21 protein-coding genes are annotated in these 20200 nt (G+C 37.4%); 2 read left to right on the top strand and 19 right to left on the bottom strand.

All coding sequences use genetic code 11. The annotated features are described in order from the left end of the window. Nucleotides 1-97: 97 nt before the first annotated feature. The 12 genes from cotE to AC3WOM_RS01530 form a co-directional block, all read right to left on the bottom strand. Nucleotides 98-754, bottom strand: coding sequence for an outer spore coat protein CotE (gene cotE / locus AC3WOM_RS01585; RefSeq protein WP_492444545.1), 657 nt, complete (start codon nucleotides 752-754; stop codon nucleotides 98-100). A 175-nt stretch (nucleotides 755-929) separates the two neighbouring features. After that, nucleotides 930-1367 carry a YlbF/YmcA family competence regulator gene (locus AC3WOM_RS01580; RefSeq protein ID WP_492444543.1) on the bottom strand — a complete coding sequence of 146 codons (438 nt, stop codon included), beginning with the start codon at nucleotides 1365-1367 and terminating at the stop codon, nucleotides 930-932. After that, a complete protein-coding gene (gene miaB, locus AC3WOM_RS01575) occupies nucleotides 1368-2912 on the bottom strand; it encodes a tRNA (N6-isopentenyl adenosine(37)-C2)-methylthiotransferase MiaB (protein ID WP_492444541.1) in 1545 nt (514 codons plus the stop codon). It abuts the gene before it with no gap. Between the two features lie 256 nt (nucleotides 2913-3168). Then, nucleotides 3169-4176 (bottom strand): histidinol phosphate phosphatase domain-containing protein, encoded by a 1008-nt coding sequence (locus AC3WOM_RS01570; RefSeq protein WP_492444539.1) that lies wholly within the window; start codon nucleotides 4174-4176, stop codon nucleotides 3169-3171. Further along, nucleotides 4176-4958, bottom strand: a complete 783-nt coding sequence (locus AC3WOM_RS01565) for a DeoR/GlpR family DNA-binding transcription regulator (protein ID WP_427540226.1) — start codon at nucleotides 4956-4958, stop codon at nucleotides 4176-4178. Before AC3WOM_RS01565 ends, AC3WOM_RS01570 begins: the two co-directional genes overlap by 1 nt. Continuing rightward, entirely contained in the window at nucleotides 4955-5956 is a 1002-nt protein-coding gene (locus AC3WOM_RS01560) for an ABC transporter ATP-binding protein (RefSeq protein WP_492444536.1), read from the bottom strand. Before AC3WOM_RS01560 ends, AC3WOM_RS01565 begins: the two co-directional genes overlap by 4 nt. Continuing rightward, nucleotides 5953-6738 carry an ABC transporter permease gene (locus AC3WOM_RS01555; protein WP_492444534.1) on the bottom strand — a complete coding sequence of 262 codons (786 nt, stop codon included), beginning with the start codon at nucleotides 6736-6738 and terminating at the stop codon, nucleotides 5953-5955. The genes AC3WOM_RS01560 and AC3WOM_RS01555 overlap by 4 nt, the downstream gene beginning before the upstream one ends. 2 nt (nucleotides 6739-6740) lie before the next feature. Then, the gene (locus tag AC3WOM_RS01550; protein WP_427540235.1) at nucleotides 6741-7583 is read right to left on the bottom strand and encodes an ABC transporter permease; all 843 of its coding nucleotides are present in this window, start codon (nucleotides 7581-7583) and stop codon (nucleotides 6741-6743) included. A gap of 97 nt (nucleotides 7584-7680) precedes the next feature. Continuing rightward, nucleotides 7681-8517, bottom strand: coding sequence for an alkaline phosphatase family protein (locus tag AC3WOM_RS01545; protein WP_492444532.1), 837 nt, complete (start codon nucleotides 8515-8517; stop codon nucleotides 7681-7683). Beyond that, a complete protein-coding gene (locus AC3WOM_RS01540; RefSeq protein WP_492444531.1) occupies nucleotides 8507-9595 on the bottom strand; it encodes an ABC transporter substrate-binding protein in 1089 nt (362 codons plus the stop codon). The genes AC3WOM_RS01545 and AC3WOM_RS01540 overlap by 11 nt, the downstream gene beginning before the upstream one ends. A gap of 254 nt (nucleotides 9596-9849) precedes the next feature. Beyond that, entirely contained in the window at nucleotides 9850-10227 is a 378-nt protein-coding gene (locus AC3WOM_RS01535) for a 2-oxoglutarate ferredoxin oxidoreductase subunit beta (protein WP_492444529.1), read from the bottom strand. A gap of 407 nt (nucleotides 10228-10634) precedes the next feature. After that, entirely contained in the window at nucleotides 10635-10979 is a 345-nt protein-coding gene (locus tag AC3WOM_RS01530; protein ID WP_427540246.1) for a Na-translocating system protein MpsC family protein, read from the bottom strand. A gap of 344 nt (nucleotides 10980-11323) precedes the next feature. Between AC3WOM_RS01530 and AC3WOM_RS01525 the strand changes: the two genes are divergently transcribed. After that, nucleotides 11324-11938: a trimeric intracellular cation channel family protein gene (locus AC3WOM_RS01525; RefSeq protein WP_492444527.1), complete on the top strand. Its 615-nt coding sequence runs from the start codon at nucleotides 11324-11326 to the stop codon at nucleotides 11936-11938. 427 nt (nucleotides 11939-12365) lie between these two features. On the opposite strand, the gene AC3WOM_RS01520 is transcribed toward AC3WOM_RS01525, so the two are convergent. The 5 genes from AC3WOM_RS01520 to AC3WOM_RS01500 are packed head-to-tail and all read right to left on the bottom strand — an operon-like array spanning nucleotide 12366 to nucleotide 16623. Continuing rightward, entirely contained in the window at nucleotides 12366-13751 is a 1386-nt protein-coding gene (locus AC3WOM_RS01520; RefSeq protein ID WP_492444525.1) for a sensor histidine kinase, read from the bottom strand. After that, on the bottom strand, nucleotides 13739-14401 hold the full coding sequence (locus AC3WOM_RS01515; RefSeq protein ID WP_492444524.1) for a response regulator transcription factor: 663 nt from the start codon (nucleotides 14399-14401) through the stop codon (nucleotides 13739-13741). Before AC3WOM_RS01515 ends, AC3WOM_RS01520 begins: the two co-directional genes overlap by 13 nt. A 26-nt stretch (nucleotides 14402-14427) precedes the next feature. Then, the gene (locus AC3WOM_RS01510; RefSeq protein ID WP_492444592.1) at nucleotides 14428-15183 is read right to left on the bottom strand and encodes a lantibiotic immunity ABC transporter MutG family permease subunit; all 756 of its coding nucleotides are present in this window, start codon (nucleotides 15181-15183) and stop codon (nucleotides 14428-14430) included. 2 nt (nucleotides 15184-15185) lie between these two features. Then, nucleotides 15186-15914 (bottom strand): lantibiotic immunity ABC transporter MutE/EpiE family permease subunit, encoded by a 729-nt coding sequence (locus tag AC3WOM_RS01505; protein ID WP_492444523.1) that lies wholly within the window; start codon nucleotides 15912-15914, stop codon nucleotides 15186-15188. A gap of 1 nt (nucleotide 15915) precedes the next feature. Then, nucleotides 15916-16623 carry a lantibiotic protection ABC transporter ATP-binding protein gene (locus tag AC3WOM_RS01500; protein ID WP_492444521.1) on the bottom strand — a complete coding sequence of 236 codons (708 nt, stop codon included), beginning with the start codon at nucleotides 16621-16623 and terminating at the stop codon, nucleotides 15916-15918. A gap of 170 nt (nucleotides 16624-16793) precedes the next feature. On the opposite strand from AC3WOM_RS01500, the gene AC3WOM_RS01495 reads away from it, so the two are divergent. Next, nucleotides 16794-17111, top strand: coding sequence for a hypothetical protein (locus AC3WOM_RS01495; protein ID WP_427540264.1), 318 nt, complete (start codon nucleotides 16794-16796; stop codon nucleotides 17109-17111). 71 nt (nucleotides 17112-17182) lie between these two features. On the opposite strand, the gene AC3WOM_RS01490 is transcribed toward AC3WOM_RS01495, so the two are convergent. After that, nucleotides 17183-18049 carry a 2-oxoacid:ferredoxin oxidoreductase subunit beta gene (locus AC3WOM_RS01490; protein ID WP_492444520.1) on the bottom strand — a complete coding sequence of 289 codons (867 nt, stop codon included), beginning with the start codon at nucleotides 18047-18049 and terminating at the stop codon, nucleotides 17183-17185. Further along, nucleotides 18049-19788 (bottom strand): 2-oxoacid:acceptor oxidoreductase subunit alpha, encoded by a 1740-nt coding sequence (locus AC3WOM_RS01485; RefSeq protein WP_427540270.1) that lies wholly within the window; start codon nucleotides 19786-19788, stop codon nucleotides 18049-18051. Before AC3WOM_RS01485 ends, AC3WOM_RS01490 begins: the two co-directional genes overlap by 1 nt. Nucleotides 19789-20200: the final 412 nt, after the last annotated feature.

Here is a 20200-nt window from a genome sequence, read left to right as displayed (position 1 = left end):
TATTTTTATTATAACAAAAGATACATGCGAAACGCTTCATTCATCTTTTTTAAGATGTTAGCGTTTCGCATGTATCAATAACTTATCGCTAAGAATATTATCTTGGTCTTTCATCAGGAAACGATGAGGACTCTAAAACATACCTTCCTTCTCCACTAGAGCTAGACGACGATGAGCTAGAACTGGAGCTAGAGGAAGATGAGGATGAACTCTCATCATTAAAGTTCCATTCTTCTTCAAAATCTAGTGGATGTACACTAATACAAATTGTCGTTTCTCCCATAACCTCTACAACTACTTCACGTTCAACAACGATTTCAAATTTCGTGCCGCATGGAGAAATGATAGCCTCTATGCAGTTTGGTTCTTGAACAACACGTACACGAACATCATCACCAGCACTCACATCACCATCTCTAAAATGAAGCTTCACTTTATCTTTATAGTGAACCGTTTCAGAAAACACTGCTGTTTTCGAATGATTACTATAGGCATACCATACATTAACATCAAATTTCCCTGATACTTCTACAAATTTACCGACTTTTTTTGCGGAGCAAGTATGGTTAATAACCCAGCATCCAAGAATACTTGTCGGTTTATTCGTTGGACTTAATGTTACTCGTTCTTCCGTTTTCTTCTTCCCTTTGGCAACTACTGCTCTCGTCACGATATGTCGTAAACGTTTCAGCGCAATTCCTCCTTCGACTCTTTTCACTCCATCATATGCAGGTGGCGCCCATTGGGTGAACATATATTTTTATAGAATTAAACTGCAGATCATATTCTTTTTTCATAGAATTTTATCTAAATGACTTGAAGATTGATGATTTACGGAATTGCAATAGAAAGAAAGCATAAAAAATAGCCCGAATAAAATCATTCGAGCTATGCTATGAACTGCCAGTATTATCTCTAGAATGTACTATTTATGAGCAGCTACCTGGTTTTGTATTGGCTACGTATGAGCCTGTTTCTCCACGTAGTACATCACCGCCAGTTGAACGTACAACCTCATTTGTCACATTGTTTGCAATAGTGTTCGAAACCAATTGTAGTAATTCGTTAACATCGCCTTGAGATTCTTTGAATTGCTGAACAACTGGAATTGCATTAATTTCTTCTTCAATTTTCGCAATTTTATCTTCAATTAATTTTAGCGCTTTTTCTTTTCCTAAGTGCTGGAAGTTAACAGCTTGCTTTTGTAAGCTCTTTAAACTTGCAATGCGCTCACGTACTTGCTGGTTTTCATTAATTTGTGCTTCTGCCTTTTTGAAGAATTCAACTTCTGGTGTATTGGCAATCATATGTGCAATTTCATGAGATTTCTTAATTAAATCATCTTTTGTATATAAAATTTGTGTCATTTATATTTCCACCTTTTCATTTTTTACTATTTCAACAAATTCACCACTTAATGAATACGAAGAAGCCTCAATTATTTTTACCTTCACTAATTGACCAATTAAATGTTCGGGTGCTTTAAAGTTAACGAGACGATTTTTACGCGTATATCCTGCTAAAACATCTTGGCGTCTTTTACTTGTCCCTTCAACTAATACTTCTACTATTTCACCCTTTAAGCCCTCTAATGATTTGCGAGAATATTCTCCTACAACCTCGTTTAATCGTTGGAGACGTTGTTTTTTCACTTCCTCAGGTACATTATCTACCATTTTAGCAGCTGGTGTACCCTCCCGAGGAGAATAAATATACGTAAAGGCTGATTCAAAGCCAACTTCACGAAATAAGGAAAGTGTTTCCTCAAACTGCTCCTCTGTTTCATTTGGATAACCAACAATAATATCTGTTGTCAGCGTCACTTCAGGAATAGCTGCTTTAATCTTTTCTACTAATTCAAGGAAATGCTCACGTGTATATTTACGCGCCATAATTTTTAATACGTCATTGGAACCAGATTGAACAGGTAAGTGAATATGCTCCACTAAATTACCACGCTTAGCAAGTATCTCAATTAAATGATCATCGAAATCACGAGGATGACTCGTTGTAAAGCGAATACGTGGAATATCGATTTTTCGTATTTCTTCCATTAAGTCCCCTAATCGATATTCAATATCATCAAAATCCTTGCCGTAAGCGTTGACATTTTGTCCAAGCAACATAATTTCCTTATAGCCTGCTGCCGCTAGTTCACGAACCTCGGCTATGATTTCCTCTGGACGGCGACTACGTTCCTTTCCACGTGTATAAGGTACGATACAATATGTGCAGAACTTGTCACAGCCGTACATAATATTTACCCAGGCCTTGATGGAGCCAAGACGTTTCTTTGGCAGATTTTCAATAACATCGCCTTCTTTTGACCAAACTTCGATAACCATTTCCTTAGACATATAGGCTTCTTTCAAAATGTTTGGTAAACGGTGGATATTATGAGTACCAAATACCATATCAACATGTGGATAACTTCTTAAAATTTTATTGACAACGGATTCTTCCTGTGACATACAGCCACAAACACCAATTAGCATTTCAGGATTTTTACGTTTATATTTCAGCAGGAAACCAAGCTCTCCAAATACTTTGTTTTCTGCATTTTCACGGATTGCACACGTATTCAACAACACGACATCGGCTTCCTCTATCTTATCCGTTGGCGTATAACCAAGCTGCATAAAAATCCCAGCCATTACTTCTGTATCATGCTCATTCATTTGGCAGCCATACGTACGTATATAGAAGGTACGCTCAACACCCATACCAGCAAATTCTTGAGCAATTTTAAAGTCCTTATGATATTTTATCTCTTCTTTCCCGCGTTTTTTTGCATCCTTTAACGAAGGGGCGGTAAAGACCGTTTCAAAATATTTACTATAATCCTTTTCAGGCTTGTCTTTATGTTTTGGTTGATTGACATGTTGATTAGCTAAGCGTTGTTCCTCATTCATTGCAATCAGGTAACTCCTTTCAAACGAAATCCATACATTTGAATTCCCATTTTACTATTATACTGAATAATTGCTACATCCTACAAGGTTTGCGTACTAAATGTCGTGGTTTAGACTTAATTACACTTCGCTCGATGAATCTATCTGTCAGATTAAGGGGGCTATCCTTCTGTTCGCTGTTTCTATCCGTTACTTCGATGATTCTATCCTATTTAAAACAAAAAATCACCGAAGATATCATCAACGGCGACCTTTATTATAATTCTATATATTGTTTGTGACGTTGGTTAAACCCAACAATTGATTGAACACCACAACTTTTTAGTAAATCTGTATTGGCAAATGTATGCTTACCTAAATCATCTGGGAAGTGTGCATCTGAGGAAACCGTAAAAGCTACACCATGCCTAAGTAATACTTCTAAGAAACGTGGGCCTGGACACATTTCCTTTACTGGATAGCGATAATATAAACCAGCATTTATTTCTGTCGCAGTTTGTGTTGCCACAAGTGCCTTTGCAATTCGTTCATACCAAGAATCAAGAAAAGCCGTATCTTTCACTTGATAGTCAAACACTTTAAAATTGTCCAAGTGCGCTACAAAATCGAACATATTGGAGTGGATCATTTTCTCAACCGTCACAAAGAATCGCTCATAGTTTTGTTGTAATGCAGCCTCATCCATATTCTCAAATATATATTGTGTTTGTGGGTTATCGAAGCCCCAGCCATCCACAAAATGAACTGAGCCAATTACATAATCCCATGGATATCTATTCAATAATGATGCTAATTCTTCCTCACCGCCAACAAAGTAATCTGCCTCGATACCAAGCTTTAAAGCAATTCCATGCTGAAACCACTTTTCCTTTGCACGAATAATTGCTGACACAAAATCATCCATACTTTCGGTCATCACATTATCTAGCCAATAACGCTGCACCTTTCCAATTGCCTCAGTGTTCTCTAGCTGCATATAATGCTCGAAATAGGTGCGCGTCTCCTTAAAGCGATATAAATGATCAACAATGCCAACCTCTCGCAAGCCTAGCTTCTTAGCCTGCTGTAGATATAAATCCAGCCATTGCTCACTATAGCAGCCGCTTTGCAGTCGATTTGTCAGCTGCTGCATTGTCTTTTCTATAAATGTCTTGGACCCTTTTCCAGCATCCTCATCTTTAAAATATGCCATTGCTTGAGAAGTGCGCTCTAGCCAACCGAAAGAGTATGGACCCTCCTCTAAATGTACATGGTAATCAATCATTAGCTTTTCCCTCCAGTGCATACCGTCCACTTTTCCTCGTAGGCCTGCCACTCTAGTGGACAAGCTATATCACAAAGAATTTCTGTACACTCCTCAATATAACAAATTTGATAAAAGGATTTACCATTTAATTTGGATGCATCCGCTAATAAATAATTCATTTTGCTATGATCAAGCATTTTTTTAGAAATCAATGATTCATCCAAATCATAATCGTAAATAACACCTTCACTTAAACCACCACAGGATAAGAACGCTTTATCAAAATTCATATTTCCTAACAGTTCTAACGTCATTGCACCTGCAACTGAGGACTGTCGTGGATTTGTGGTACCTCCTAGCAGAATAACTTTCCCTGTCATTCTTCGTTCTTCGATTGCTAAATTAAACTGTACAGCTGCAGCGATGGAATTAGTAACGACCGTAATATCATTAACCGCCATGATGAAATCAGCTATATGCACGGTCGTTGTCCCTGTATCAACAGCAATGGTATCCCCATCACAGATACGCCTTGCTGCCAAGCGTGCTATATTGCGCTTTGCTTCCTTTTGCATTTGAAGCTTGCGTAAAAATGCCGGCTCATTTCTAACATTTGTATATTTAATAGCGCCACCGTGCACTCGCGTTAATAAATGCTGTTGCTCTAGCTCATCAAAATCTCTACGTACTGTTTCTGGCGCCACCTGTAGCTCTTCTGCAATATTTGCAACAATAATTTTTCCATCCGTCTCTAATTGTTTTAAAATAAATTCGAATCGTTCAATTTTTGCATACGTCATGATAATGCAATCACATCTTCCCTTGCCACATAGCACATATATTTTTCATTTATTTCTATTAGTTGCTCTCGCTGATGAAGCTGCTCCATCGTAAAAAGGCATTCACCCTCAAACATTGTACGAATCACATTGCCGCTCATAAATGACTGCTTTGCCACACCAGCCATACATACATCCCCCTTTCTCATATCTAGATGGATGGCCTCTGGACGAATGGCAAACTTAGAGTAATCTTTGGGTAATGACTCGCCTATCATTTTCTCTAAAGTTTGGCGTGTAAAAACATTGTAATGACCAATAAAGCTGGCAATAAACTCACTTTCTGGTCTTGTATAGATAGCAGTCGGTGTTCCACTTTGTGCAATCATCCCATTATTCATCACAAAAATTCTATCAGAAACAGCCATGGCCTCCTCTTGATCGTGCGTGACTAAAATCATGGTAATGCCTAATTTTTGCTGAATATCTCTCAAATCTGCCTGCAGTTTCTTACGAATTTGAGCGTCTAACGCACTTAACGGCTCATCCAGCAGCAATACCTTTGGTCGAACAATTAACGCACGCGCTAGAGCTACACGCTGCTGTTGACCACCTGATAATTCCTTTGGGTAAGCCTGTGCCTTCTCTGATAAATGCACAATCTCTAGCATTTCTTGTACACGCTGTTCGATTTCAGCAGAATTTACTTTTTGCATACGTAAACCAAAGGCGACATTCTCCTTAACTGTCATATTAGGAAACAGAGCATAGGATTGAAACACCATCCCAACTTGACGATCCTTTGGTTGAACATCATGCATATCCTTTCCTTCAATAAGGATTTTCCCTGCAGATGCATCGGTTAAGCCAGCTACTATTCGTAAAATGGTACTTTTTCCACAGCCACTAGGACCTAAAAGCGTGATAAACTCACCCTTTTCGATACTCATCTCAATATTTGTCAAAACAGTGGATTGTCCATATTTTTTATGAAGACCTTCAATTACAATATAACTCATCCATTTGTAGCACCTTTCGATTGTTTCGTTAATCTTGCAATAACAAACGTTAATAACCCCATTAGAACGATATAAATGAAAACAACGGCACTGGCCATATGTCCACTTGTACTAAGCTTTTTCATTAAATAAATTTGCACGGTTTCAAAGCGAGATCCTACCACTAAATTAATCAATACAAATTCTCCAAATAGGACGGAAAACGATAATAACGCACCTGCAAATAAGCCAGGATAAACAGTTGGTAACAATATTTTGGTAAATGCTTGTAATTTAGAGGCACCCAATAACTGGGCCGCATCTAATAGCTGGCGTGCATCTACATTTCGCAAGCTATTGCGTGTTCCCTGATAAATGTAGGGAAGTATGCCAATCACATAGGCACCTAACACTACTAAAATCATAGATATGCCTAATTTACTATAAACACGGATTAATCCAACGGCTAAAATAATGCCTGGAAATGAATAGACCATGACAACTGCCACTTGAATCCACTTCTCATATTTTGGAAAATATAACACAATCACAAAGATAGCTGGAACGATGACAAGCAATGCAATTAAAACTGCCCCACAGGACAATAAAACAGAGCGCCCAAATGCCTGTATAAATTCAGCATCCTGAAATAATGTAGCCAGCCATTTAAAGGTAAGCCCCTCTGGCAAAATAGTCTTATTCCATTTCGTCGCAAAGGCATAAAGCATTGTCGCTACGACTGGCAACACTAAATACAGTGCAAGCAGGAGGAAAAATAAATCAGCAAAGCCTCTTTTTTTCATTATTATAGCTTCCTCCTTGTTTTTGAAATACTCCATTCACTTAACAGCATCGCCGTCACCATAGTTACCGCAAGTAATACGGCAATAGCACTTGCTAGCTCTGGCTGTGCAAAAATATCTCCTTTAATCAGCGAACCAATTCGTATGGCCACTAAATTGTAATTACTGCTTGTCAGTGCATAGGCTGATGCATATGCCCCCATTGCATTGGCAAAAAGTACACTAAATGTTCCAACAATCCCAGGAAGCATAACTGGAATGCCAATCTTTCGCCAAAACTGCCAGGTAGACGCCCCAAGCAATGCTGCTGCTTCCTTCCATTGTTGTTGAATTCCATCATAGATTGGGTATAGCAGCATTAATGCTAACGGTAGCTGAAAATAAATATAAATTAGTAGCAGACCACCCCAGCTATAAAGTGAAAAGGAGGAGAATGCATCGATACCCCATTTGTCGAATAGCAATGTAAACAGCCCACTATTTCCAAGCAGAACGATAAAGGCAAATGCCAGTGGAATACCTGAGAAATTGGATGTTAGGTTTATCAGTATTAAAATCTTCTCCCGCATTGACGCAGAAAACCTCATCATTGCATAGACGGCAAACAATGTAACGATTAATGCAATAACCGCTGAAATAACAGACAAGGTAATACTATTTTTAAAGCCTTGTAAAATGTAACCATTCGTCAGTACGGATTGATATTGTGCAAGTGTAAAGCCATCACTATTTTGAAAGCTTGTGATAAGCATATACAGCAACGGAACTAAGAAAAATAGCAATACAAGTACTAGAAAGGGAGATAGCCAGGCAATCGCTTGCCGCTTCGATATCAATACAATCAACTTCTTTCTATAAAATAATCGCGGCTGTTTCCTATAGCAATATTCGCGCCTCTAAGCCCTTTTTATCACTGTACAAGGCGCGAATATTTTATAAATACTAAACTCTTTTTAAGGAGTGTACGCCCTCAATTAATAGTGAAATCATTTCATCAGATGGCTCAATCCCTAATAAATAACAGCAAAGTGGCGCTATTTGAAGCTGTGGGACAATCTCATCCTTTATGCCCGCTTTCACTTGTCTGGATATTACAAACATTGGTACATGACGATCCTCAGCCGTCGTGCCTCCATGATTCCCATCACTCGTCATCCCATGATCTGCAGTGACAATTACCTCATAGCCCTGTGCCAAACATTTTGGAATGAATAGAGATAATAATGCATCGACTGCTAACACACGATTTCGATATTGTGAAGAGTCTGCTGTGAATTTATGACCGTCATCATCTACATTCATTGGATGAATATAGAGAAAATCGGGCTGCTTTTGATCCATCAGCCAAGCTGCATCGGCAAATAAATGACTGTCAGGATAATGATCCTCAAAGTAGAACAAGCCGTTTTCAATAGGTAGTTGTGTATCTATTTGTAGCCTGTCCTCCATATGCATAAATGGTGCTCGATTATAAAGCTCACTGACCCAATAGTAGGCTGCAGCAGCTGTTGTCAAACCATTTTCTTTCGCCAAATGAAATAGGCTATTTTGTGTGGATAAACGAACTGTCATATTGCTTGTGATACCATGCACAATAGGCGGTGTTCCTGTTAAAATCGTCTCATATAGAGGTCTTGATAATGATGGAACCTCTGAGCAAACCTTATAGCGTGCAGCAATTTTTCGTTCCACTAAATGATGCATAAATCCCATATGGGTACAGGCTGTATCAAAACGAAGTGCGTCTACGACAATTAATACAACTTTGTTATTTTGCATGAATTAATACCTGCTCCTGATAGAGTTGTGGAATCTGTTTTGTTGTTTCTTCCCATTTCTTTTGATCTTTAACTGGCTGTGCATTTTTGTACATGTCTGAAGGTAGTAGCAGTTGCTTCACATCGTCTGATAATTGAACCTTGTCACGAATCGGACGAGCATATCCTTTTGCTAAATTTTCTTGCCCTGCATCAGATAAAATATATTCACGCGCTAGCATTGCAGCATGAGGATTTTTAGCGTATTTGTTAATAATTGTTGCATAGCCTGATGTGACAGAACCTTCAGAAGGAATAACTACATCAAAGCGTTGCTCATCGATTTGATGTCGATAACCTAGCGCATTAAAATCCCATAGAATGGCTACATCAATTTCACCTTTTTCTAAATTCGCTACAGAAGGATCACCTTGTAAACGCCCCTGCTTTGCTAGGTCTGCAAAAAAGTCTATCCCTGGTTGAATATTCGATTCGTCGCCACCAAATGCCATCGCAGCTGCTAAAATAGCAAACTGGGCTTGGTTCGCAGTTAATGCATCGCCAATGCTGACATTATAATCGCCGTTTTTAAGATCCTCCCATGAAGTAGGAGCATTTTTGACATTGTTTTTATCTGTTATAAACGAAATAGTTCCTGTGTAACCCACAATCCAGTGTCCTTCATCATCCTTTGCCCAAGCAGGTATTTCATCCCAATAAGATGTTTTATATGGTAATGTTAAGCTCTTGTCCTGAGCAATTGGACCAAAGGCAATACCTACATCGCCAATATCGGCAGTCGCATCATCCTTTTCTGCCTCAAACTTTGCCAGCTCCTCAGCACTCGACATATCGGTATCCTTATGCTTCAGGCTATACTCCGTACCAAGCTCTTCCCAAGTTTCCACCCAGTTTGCCCATGTATCTGGCATACCGACTGAATTAACGGTTCCTTCTTCCTTTGCTTTTTTCGTAATTTCTTCAAGCGTTAAATCACTATTTACCTCCTTAGAACCAGATGAACTATCAGAACAAGCTGCCAACATTGAAATTGCTAATGCACCGATTAGACCTTTCTTCCATAACTTTTGAATTGCCATGAGTTGGAACCTCCATTTGTTTTTGTTTATTTTTATTTGCTTACAAACGTTATGTTATAAAACAAACATTAAGCAAGTATGGAGGGCTTTAAAATATTCGGTAAAAATTATTGAGGAATTATAAAATATATGAATTTTTGTTTTGCGAACAGGAGATTTATAAAGTTTAAAATGGATTGAAGTAGACTATTGGGGGAATCCAGTGGTGTATGCGCACGTTTTGAAAGCATTTGAAGACGTGCACACACTCTAGATTATTCGGAAAAACCAAGAAAATCTGCATATGTATGCGGCTCATTTTCCTTTAGAATTGTTAAAAATGTAAAGGCAAGCTGGACAACTGACCACCATCTCATATTGTAGGTTATCTCAAAGTGAGCCGGCTCGAAAGTAAAAACATCCTGAAAAATATCAAGAGGATCAATTTGCTCATCTTTTAAAATAGATAGAAAACCTAGAAATAACGAATGATCTTTCACTTCGATTATTTTTTCATCAACAAGTGTGTCAATGTTTTCCGGATGCTGAAAATTACATTGTGTCGCAACATAACGCTCTAAATCTTGAGCACGCTGCCTTTCTTCACGTTCTTTTTTCTTTGCAATAAAATCAATGACGTTACTCACGTGCATCGCCTCTTCTTTTTTCTTTTATTGTAGCATTTTTCAGATGAAGATTGTCTGTACTGACACCAGCTATTTTTATGGAAGTCTATAGCACATCAGCCTAAAGGAAAGACAATTTTTTAACGTTTTACAGCTTTATAAAAGTCAATTAGATGAAGGATTTAATTAGCAAATTAAAATATACAAAGTGTAAGGAGGCAATTCTTAAACAGAGAAACACTGAAACAATTCCTTTTTAAGGGAATGGTCTGAGGGTTATAAAACTGCACTTTCGTATCATTTAGGTTAAACAAATAAAAAATATGGGAAAAATTTATTTTTATATATTTTTCAACCTTTATCTAGTGAAATTATCTTGCTGAAGAAAACTTATTCATTGGGGGAAAATATTTAATTGTGATACGTTTCTCCATCTATATGATGGGCTTATCAAATATAAAGACCGATACAGCCATATCCTCTTCAACCTTTATATCAGAAAATAAATGAAGAAGCTTTGAGTCGACAAGCTCTTCCATTCCTTCAGGGACTTGCACCTTATAGACCTCCTGAATCATTTGAGTTCTAGCATTATGAATTACTTTTTTACCTTCTTCAGATTGAATGATAAATTTTTCGGTTGGTGTTAGAATGCCATACATAGTAGTGACAGCCATATTCTCCACGAAATGAGTATAAATTCTCTCCGGTCCTTTTCCATAGAGCTCTTTACGAACCTTTCGTACAATTTCATTAAATGCAGTTTCCTTTTTCTTCATGTTCTCGCCCTCCTATTTATTCAAAACTATACATCAAAATTGTAGAAAAATTAAATTACTTAATATCTATCTTGTTCTTTTTAAACAGAGTAGTATAATGAAAGAAATGCACATAGTTTAGACACTCTTTTAAATGGAATTCTAATAAAACCTTTTGTTAGAACGCTATTTATGTTTTTCAAATGGATTGATTCATTAGTAGGAATTGCTAATTGATTACTCCACTACAAGGTCCTTTTACAGGACTTCTTGTGGTGGAGTTTTTTTGTGTGGAAATTTAACTTGCACATTTTATTTTCTTAGTGGTACTTCCTACTAAAAATAATAAGGAGGTTTTTGAAAGCATGTCTTGGATTGTCCTACATTTTATTGGCATTATTTCTTATGCAGCAACTGGAGCATTTATTGCTCTTGAAGCAAGATTTTCTTTTATCGGCGTATACGCATTAGGCTTTATCACGGCCTTTGGGGGAGGACTGATTCGAAATTTAATTATTGGTGTCCCTGCTACTGAACTTTGGGAGCATTCCGCTATTTTAACGGTGTTAATAACATTGACAATCATTGTATTAATCCCACTAAAGTGGATTGATCATTGGAGACGGTGGGGGTTATTTTTTGATTCCATCGGACTTGCTTCCTTTGCTCTTCAAGGAGCAATGCTAGCCAGCGAGGTTTTTTCCAATGATTTAGGCGTGATGATTTTGGCAGCATTGTTTACTGGTGTGGGTGGCGGAATGATTCGAGATGTTATCGCTGGTCGAAAGCCACTTGCATTGAAGGAAGAAATTCACGCCATTCTAACAATTTTGTGTGCAATTTCTATTTGGCTTGGATGGAGCTCTCCCCTTGAGCTCACGCTTATCGTTCTTATTGTAATCACAATCCGTATGTCTGCCATTCGCTACAATTGGAGACTACCCCTGCCCTGTCATTATGATGAGGATAATAAAATTTAGATGCCTTTAAACTTAGTATTGCTTTTTAAGAAGGCTGTTGGCACGCTAGATGGAGCAAGGGTTTTGGACACATAAAGCAGATGTCAACTTTTTCCCCTGTAGTTGACATCTTTTGTTTGGAGAAATGCTCATGAATAAAGATACATGGTATACAGGCTGGAAGAAAAGCGCCTTGCTTATGGCGTTTCACAAAATAGATTAGCGATAGAGGTTGGTATGCCAGATAGTATGTGAGTGACATATAGATGTAAACTTAGTGCATTTAATGGAAAGGCTGTTTAATTATAAATAACTTTTATGGTCTCTCACCATTGAGGAATGTTAATTATTTTCTTTAAACGCCAATCAGCGCATATCACCTATATATCTGTAACGCTACGCTGTCTGAAATAAAGATAAAAAAAGAATAAATTAGCACTACGCTAATTCACTCTTTTTTAAGACAAATTGGAATCGTAATTGTTACCTTACCTCCACCAGACGTTGAATCATTTTCGAGTGTCAACGTTCCACCATGTTTAGTAATGATAGATTGGGCAATATAAAGTCCCATTCCATGATGATTTGCTGACTTTCTACTTGGATCTCCTCGATAAAACTGCTTTGTGGCTTCCTTTAAATCTTTTGCTGAAAAACCAACACCACTATCTACTACAGTAAAATGAACGAAATTCATCTCTCCTTGAACAATAAATATGACTTTGCCTCTATTTGGCGTATGCTCTACTGCATTGACAATCAGATTTAACATAGCTCGATAAAAAAGCTCTTCATCTATAAAGATTGAAGCTGGAAGATTGTCTTTTTTAACAATCACTTCAAGATTTTTTTCTAAAGAAAGAGCCTTTATTTGATGTTCTAGCAATAGAATAAATCCATCCACCTCTACATTCATTTTTTCACTAACAATTCTTTTCTCCATTTTCGATATATCTATTAGCTGTTTTGTAAACTTTTCAATTTCCATCGTATTTTTTAAAATATAGTCATTATATTCTCTTTGCGTCTTATCTTGGGCAGTGTCCTGTAAAAGCTCCGCGTTTCCTCGAATAATGGTAAGAGGCGTTTTTAAATCATGAGCAAGAGCTGATATTTGTTCTCTGCGAGCTCGCTCTAATTCCCATTGCTGCTTTAATGAGTTGTTTAGTGCTTCCTTCATCTGCTCCAATGAGATGGATATATCATCTATTTCACGAATCCCTGTTGGATTTATACTAAAATCCAAATTTTGATTTTGTATTTTTTCAATAGCTTCCTGCAAGCCAAACATTTTCTTCTTTAGATTTCTGCCGAAGTGGACAGCAAGGAAAGTTGCTAGCGCTATTATTCCAATTATAAATAATATAATTTCTAATAATTGAGGATTAGGCAAATATTTTCTTAACACCGGTGACTGATACTGTGGTACTAAATAATAGCGTAAAATACAAACCTCATTTTCTCTCTCTATCACCGAATAAAATTGAGAGACACCCTGAGTTTCTCCTTTTTTCATGACATTCCAAGCCTTAAAAGCTTCCTTTTCAGAAAGATTCCCAAAAAGAAACTGCCCCTTTTTCGAAAAAACCGCGTAGTCAACAAGGTCTGGAATCATCTCAGGATTGACCGAGCTACTACTCGCAATCCGATCCTTTGAAAGTGAAATCTGTGTTTCTGCATAATTGGCTGGTAAAACAATATTTGCAGAAAAGGTCAATAAAAATAAACCAAATAATACTACTACTAGCAGAATGGTGCCTAAGCATAACAATAGGAGATAACGAAGGAAAAAGGTGTAAAGGCGAGTTCCTTTTGTGTGCTTCAATGTCTCCATTTATAACCGATCCCCCAAACAGTATCAATCACGTCTACATCAAAGACATGAAGCTTCGAACGAATATTTTTAATATGCTCAGTGATTGCTGTACTGTCACTTTTTCCATCATAGCCAAAAACCGCTTCATAGATCCTTTCTTTCGAAAAGACCTGTCCCCGATTACGAACGAGAAATTCACATATTTCATATTCACTTTTCGTTAGCATTACCTTCTCCTCTTCGACAAACAGCTCTTTTCCAGACAAATTAATATGAACTTTCTCTGCATAGAGGATGTTACGTCTCTCTCTTTTTTCACGTCTCAAATGGGCATTGATCCTAGCACGAAGCTCTCCAATGCCAAAGGGCTTAATGATATAATCATCTGCGCCCAGACCAAGACCATACATTAAGTCCTCCTCTAATGATTTAGCCGTTAAAAAAAGGATTGGGCAATCTACAGCATGACGAATTTCTCTGCATAATGTAAACCCATCCATTACTGGCATCATCACATCCAGTAATAGTAAATCAAAGGTGCCGAGATCCATTTTATTCACTTCTGACGCATCAGTGATAGCTGTTACTAAATGCTCATCTTTTGCTAATGCATTTTTTATCAAGACTAAAATATCTCTTTCATCATCTACCGCTAAAATTTTTGCCATATGTTTCTCATCATTTCCTTTAGTAACTAATTTTCAGATTTTCGGCCCTCCCATTTCCAGAACCATAAGCAAGAAAGCATGAATACCAGTAATGTTCCAAATCCACAAGCAATAATACCTGCCTGTAAGCCTGCTTCCATTATTGATACATTAGCTCCAGATGCCTTTAATGTCCATAATTCTACGAAGTGGCCACCCCAACCATAAGGTATATATGACCAGATATCATCCCCTAGTCCAGTAAGCAGCAACGCTACTAAAAGTGCCTCCACAATCCCTAGTCCAATTGAGGCTCCCTTTCCAAAATGAAGACTAATAAATAAATGCAAAATATATAAACAGGCATAACTAGCAAATAAAATACATCCAACTATTAAATAAAATTGGTATCCAAGTGTATCTTCATGTAAGAGTTCGATAAAACCAATACTAAAAATACCAATGGACAAGACAATCGCTCCAAAGCTAAACAATAATAATAGAAAGAGCTTACTAATAAATGTTACGATTTTTCCCCTACTAGCTGTTAACATCTCCTGAAAATGACCTGCAATTGCCTCTTGCTCCGATGCCATTGCACAAACTAATCCAATAATAATAGGAAATCCGCAAGAGAGTGCCTGAAAATAAGCTGATACTTTCCAATCAAATATCCATGGCGAATAGGAATAGTATGCTAAAAATAGAGTTGAAATAATGATAGGTACTAGCAGATGAATGAGTAAAAAAGGTGTTCTTTTTGTTTTAAGAAGCTCTGCCCTAAGCAATCTTATGAATACCATCACTATTTCTCCTCCCTCTTTTGAAACCAACGAGCGGTAAAAAGGCTAATGAAGACAAACCAAATGAGTACAATTAGAATTCCAGGAACAATCACCGACATGCTTAATAATGGGCTGTCCTCAGGCACTGGTAAACCATTCGGCAAAATTTCTAGTGTTGGACAAATTAATCTTGCTGTAATGGCATAAGGAACACTATACCAAAATTCACCATCAGCAAATGCAACCATTCCAGCTATATTACCGACTAAATTAATTAAAATTGCCATATACGTTCCTAATTTTGCCGAAAGGAATAGACAAAGTGGGATTTGCCATAAAAAAGATAAAAATATTAATAAACTACCTGCCAGACTTTTTGCTATAGGAAAGCTATTGCCGAAAACTATGCCACCAACAGTAATACCTGTAAAGAAAATAATTGTAGTTAATAACAACCAGGCACTACATGCAAGTATTTTGCCAAACCAAATCTTCTTCAGGTCAATAGGCATTGCGAGAATGCTATGATATTTTAATTTCGCATCTTTTTCTACTGCTAACGCACAACATATTGTCAGTGCACCCGGCAAGAGCATTGAATACCACCAATTATAACCACCCTTTTGAAAAAAACTCCCTCCCATTAAAACTGCGCTCAATAACAGAGTCACGATAGGTGCAAGCCAAACTAATTTAGGAATAAAAGTATTTTTCCATTTTAATCTTTCAGCCTTTACTATGGAAATCATACTAATTGCCTGCCTTTCTATTAGCAGACACTACCTGCATAAATAATGATTCTAATTCCTGTCCCCGTGGTGCAGCTCCCTGATAGCCTAATTTACCTCCTGCGATGATGCCAATTTCATCTACTACCTGCTCTACCTCTGAAAGGATGTGGCTAGATAATATGACTGTAATACCTTGCTCTGGAAAAGATCGTATTAGTTTTCTTAGCTCTTGAATACCAATTGGATCAAGTCCATTCGTTGGTTCATCAAGAATTAAAAGCTTTGGATAGTTTAAAAGCGCAATGGCTATTCCTAAACGCTGTTTCATCCCCAAGGAAAATTGCCCAGCTCTTTTTTTTCCTGTATTGGTTAAATCAACAATCCTTAATACTTCATCAATACGTGATGCTGGTAATCCAAGCGCAATCGTTCGAACCTTCAGATTTTCTCTTGCCGTTAAATTTTCATATAGGGGAGGTGTTTCAATCAATACACCAATATCTTGTAAATCATTGCGGTTCCATTCATGTCCATTAAAAATTATTTTACCTGTATTTGGACGCAGCATACCAGTCATCATTTTTAACGTTGTTGATTTTCCAGCACCATTAGGACCCAGTAAGCCGTAGACAGTATTGCGTGGTATTGTCAGCGACAAATTCTCTACAATTTTTTGCCCCTTAAAGCTTTTACTCAGATTATCCGTTTTTAAAATAATATCATCCATTTGAAGTCATCATCCTTTCGATGACTATAGTGTAGAAAATGATTATAAGGATTTTATAAGGATTGAAAATTTTTATTGCTTCCTTCTTCCTTCCAAAATAACGGGAAAATTTGAAACTTTCATCTAGATAATTCGTATGAAAGATAAGGATTAAAAAGGAGGAGATGGTCTTGAGAAGGGGTAATTGGATTGCTAGCTGTTTATCACTCTTATTTATAGGCTTGTTTGCTGCAGGTTTTTATACTTTTAATGATATACAAATAGAAAGCACCTTTAAAATTGATGAACAAAATATTATGGAGAAAAACGGAGAGCGCTATCTTGTAATTGATGAACGGGAGTTAGCTCTATCAAAGGATTTTTACGACAAAATCGAATTAGAAAAATACAACGAATACAAAATTAAGTATGTGTATAATCGTATTAAAAAGAATGATGGTGAAGTTGTAATGCTGAAAAGATATGGTGAACAGCCTTGGGGGCAATAATCGGGCTCTTGTTGATTTTTGACATACAAAAAGCGTATTTAAGATGCATCTTAAATACGCTTTTTAATTATCTACATGAATTCTTTAACCAATTCATTAAAATCATTTTCATTCATGTTAATATCAATATCTGTTAATGGTAGCTCTGAATAGCCTGGTACTTTTTCTTGATATGAGGCTGTTTCAGTATCCTGATAAATAATACCTGTTACTAAGCCCTCATGCTCCATTACCGTACGCATTGCCATACCTCGGTCTGCATTATCATAGTCCTCAATATCAGCAAGCTTTGTTAGGTTCTCTTTAAACCAATCGTAAGTGTTTACTTTGTTGTATGTTACACAAGGTGAAAATACGTTGATGAACGAGAAGCCTTTATGATTAATGCCCGCTTCTATTAATGCTGTTAATTCTTTAATATCTGTTGAGAAGCCTTGTGCTACAAAAGTTGCACCACTTGTTAATGCTACCTCTAATGGTTTTAATGATGGCTCAATCGCTCCACCTGGCGTAGATTTTGTAATAAAGCCTACCGCTGAACGTGGAGATGTTTGGCCCTTTGTTAAACCATAAATTTGGTTATCCATAACTATATAAGTAATGTCAATATTACGGCGGATGGCATGAATTGTATGACCCATACCAATCGCAAAGCCATCGCCATCACCACCAGAAGCAATAACATGTAAATCACGGTTCGCCATTTTTAAGCCTTGTGCAATCGGTAATGCACGACCATGAATACCATGGAAACCATAAGAATTAATGTAACCTGAAATACGGCCTGAACAGCCAATCCCAGAAATTACAGCTAGCTCATTTGGTTCAATGCCAACGTTCGCCGCAGCGCGTTGTATAGCTGCTTGTACTGAGAAGTCGCCACAGCCTGGGCACCAGTTTGGTTTTACTGTATTTCGAAAATCCTTAAATGTTGCCATTAGTGAGTCAACTCCTTCACACGATTTTCTAATTCACCTGGCAAGAATGGTGTACCATTGTATTTTGTAATAGTCTCGATCTTATCGTGACCACCAACATTCATCTTCATAATATTTGCTAATTGACCAGTGTAGTTATTTTCTACAACGATTACTTTTTTCGCTTTCGCTACAAGAGGTGCTACCTCAGTAGATGGGAATGGATGCACTAAACGAATATGTGCATGGTTCACCTTCATACCTTGTGCATTTAATCGTTCTTGTACTTCCTCAATAGCTCCACGAGTTGAGTTAAAGCCCACTAATAAAATATCGGCTTCTTCGTGTGGTGCATTTACGTATACTGGATTATCAAATTTCAGTGCAGCTAGCTTACGGAAACGTTTATCCATTTGTGTTTGACGATTACCAGTCGCTTCAGACGGTTTACCTGTTTCATCATGCTCGACACCTGTTACATGGTGAATACCGTTTAATGTACCAGGTAGCACACGCGGTGAAACACCGTCTTCTGTATTTTCATAACGTTTGAAGTAGGCTTTATCTGCCGCTTCTTCAATATCATCAGCGACGATTTTACCGCGACGAATTTCTATTTTATTGTAATCAAATGGTTCAACAGATTGTTTACCTAGAGATAATTGTAAGTCTGTCATTAAAATAACGGGTAATTGTAATTCCTCTGCAATGTTAAAGGCTTGGATTGTATCAAAAAATGCTTCCTCCATTGTAGATGGTGCAATTACTACTTTAGGAATTTCACCATGTGTACCATATAACATTGCCATTAAATCTGATTGCTCTTGTTTTGTTGGTAATCCTGTTGATGGACCGCCACGCTGTGTATCAACAACAACTAGTGGCTGCTCTGTCATACCTGAAAGTCCTATTGCCTCCATCATTAATGAAAGACCTGGACCAGCTGAGGCTGTAAAAGAACGAACACCACCAAAGTTTGCACCAATTGCCATTGTCGCTGCAGCAATTTCATCTTCTGTTTGAATAACTGTACCACCAAACTTCGGTAATTTTTTAATCAGATATTCCATAATTTCAGAAGCTGGCGTAATTGGATAGGCTGCCATAAAGCGTGTCCCAGCTGCAAGTGCGCCAAGTGCTATAGCGTCATTACCAATCATAAACATACGGCGCTTCCCATCTGCTGGTGCTAATTCCCATTCACCTACACGCTCACCTAATAGGTCATTCATGATTTGTCGACCACGTGCAATGGCCTCCATGTTTTTCTGAACAACTTCTTCACCTTTTTTACCAAAAATATCATCAACAACATTTTGGAATACTTCGTTTTCTAAATTTAACAATGAAGCAGTTGCTCCAATTGCCACCATATTTTTCATTAATGAAGTACCTAACTCTGCTGCTACTTCCGTAAATGGTACTGCAAATAATGGTGCCTTAGAATCTTCTGGCTTCACTGGCTCAAATTTTGAGTCCGCTAAAATAATACCTTTTTCTGTTAATTCTTTATAATTAACATCAATTGTTTCTTGGTCAAACGCTACTAAAATATCTAAATCATCCGCTATAGATCGTACCTCTGTTGGACGAACTGTAATCTTATTATTCGTATGGCCACCTTTAATTCGAGAAGAGAAGTGACGATAACCGTATAGGAAGTAACCTAAACGATTCATTGCCATTGAGAAAATCTCACCTGTACTTTCAATCCCTTCACCCTGTTGCCCACCGACTTTCCATGAAAGCTGATGTAACATGTCAACAACTCCTTAAATCCAATGTATACTACTATTTTTCCTTCATAAGTTTAACACGAAGAAACGGTCTGCACTATTGTTATTCCACGATTTAACCGAAAATCAGACCTTTGACTGAAAATCCTGTTCAATAAATTGTAATTATCAAAATACTTAAATTAAAAGGTAATTTTAGGAAGATAGGCGCTCTTTATCCTACTAATCAGTCATATGCTAGAGATTACTCTTCCGCTGAACTTCTGAGCAGATAATTTATACCTGATGCTTCAATTTCGGTTCAGATTAATTAAGCCCATTAATGCAGTATAAAAAATTAACTTACTAATTTCAAGTGACAGTTAACATGTTAAGGATGAGTAATTTCCCCGAAATTATGTAATTAGATGTTCCTGTAGCATAATGAAAAAATGCC

The sequence above is a fragment of the Lysinibacillus sp. FW301-JW8 genome, from assembly GCF_058788755.1.
This window is presented reverse-complemented; position numbering and strand designations above follow the sequence as displayed.

What these genes read in the sequence shown, in the direction of transcription:
- miaB (WP_492444541.1), bottom strand. Translation starts at nt 2,912, where the DNA reads ATGAATGAGGAACAACGCTTAGCTAATCAACATGTCAATCAACCAAAA.
- AC3WOM_RS01535 (WP_492444529.1), bottom strand. Translation starts at nt 10,227, where the DNA reads ATGCACGTGAGTAACGTCATTGATTTTATTGCAAAGAAAAAAGAACGT.
- AC3WOM_RS01515 (WP_492444524.1), bottom strand. Translation starts at nt 14,401, where the DNA reads ATGGCAAAAATTTTAGCGGTAGATGATGAAAGAGATATTTTAGTCTTG.
- AC3WOM_RS01500 (WP_492444521.1), bottom strand. Translation starts at nt 16,623, where the DNA reads ATGGATGATATTATTTTAAAAACGGATAATCTGAGTAAAAGCTTTAAG.
- AC3WOM_RS01530 (WP_427540246.1), bottom strand. Translation starts at nt 10,979, where the DNA reads ATGAAGAAAAAGGAAACTGCATTTAATGAAATTGTACGAAAGGTTCGT.
- AC3WOM_RS01570 (WP_492444539.1), bottom strand. Translation starts at nt 4,176, where the DNA reads ATGATTGATTACCATGTACATTTAGAGGAGGGTCCATACTCTTTCGGT.
- AC3WOM_RS01485 (WP_427540270.1), bottom strand. Translation starts at nt 19,788, where the DNA reads ATGTTACATCAGCTTTCATGGAAAGTCGGTGGGCAACAGGGTGAAGGG.
- cotE (WP_492444545.1), bottom strand. Translation starts at nt 754, where the DNA reads ATGTTCACCCAATGGGCGCCACCTGCATATGATGGAGTGAAAAGAGTC.
- AC3WOM_RS01580 (WP_492444543.1), bottom strand. Translation starts at nt 1,367, where the DNA reads ATGACACAAATTTTATATACAAAAGATGATTTAATTAAGAAATCTCAT.
- AC3WOM_RS01525 (WP_492444527.1), top strand. Translation starts at nt 11,324, where the DNA reads ATGTCTTGGATTGTCCTACATTTTATTGGCATTATTTCTTATGCAGCA.
- AC3WOM_RS01545 (WP_492444532.1), bottom strand. Translation starts at nt 8,517, where the DNA reads ATGCAAAATAACAAAGTTGTATTAATTGTCGTAGACGCACTTCGTTTT.
- AC3WOM_RS01490 (WP_492444520.1), bottom strand. Translation starts at nt 18,049, where the DNA reads ATGGCAACATTTAAGGATTTTCGAAATACAGTAAAACCAAACTGGTGC.
- AC3WOM_RS01560 (WP_492444536.1), bottom strand. Translation starts at nt 5,956, where the DNA reads ATGAGTTATATTGTAATTGAAGGTCTTCATAAAAAATATGGACAATCC.
- AC3WOM_RS01555 (WP_492444534.1), bottom strand. Translation starts at nt 6,738, where the DNA reads ATGAAAAAAAGAGGCTTTGCTGATTTATTTTTCCTCCTGCTTGCACTG.
- AC3WOM_RS01540 (WP_492444531.1), bottom strand. Translation starts at nt 9,595, where the DNA reads ATGGCAATTCAAAAGTTATGGAAGAAAGGTCTAATCGGTGCATTAGCA.
- AC3WOM_RS01520 (WP_492444525.1), bottom strand. Translation starts at nt 13,751, where the DNA reads ATGGAGACATTGAAGCACACAAAAGGAACTCGCCTTTACACCTTTTTC.
- AC3WOM_RS01565 (WP_427540226.1), bottom strand. Translation starts at nt 4,958, where the DNA reads ATGACGTATGCAAAAATTGAACGATTCGAATTTATTTTAAAACAATTA.
- AC3WOM_RS01505 (WP_492444523.1), bottom strand. Translation starts at nt 15,914, where the DNA reads ATGATTTCCATAGTAAAGGCTGAAAGATTAAAATGGAAAAATACTTTT.
- AC3WOM_RS01510 (WP_492444592.1), bottom strand. Translation starts at nt 15,183, where the DNA reads ATGGTATTCATAAGATTGCTTAGGGCAGAGCTTCTTAAAACAAAAAGA.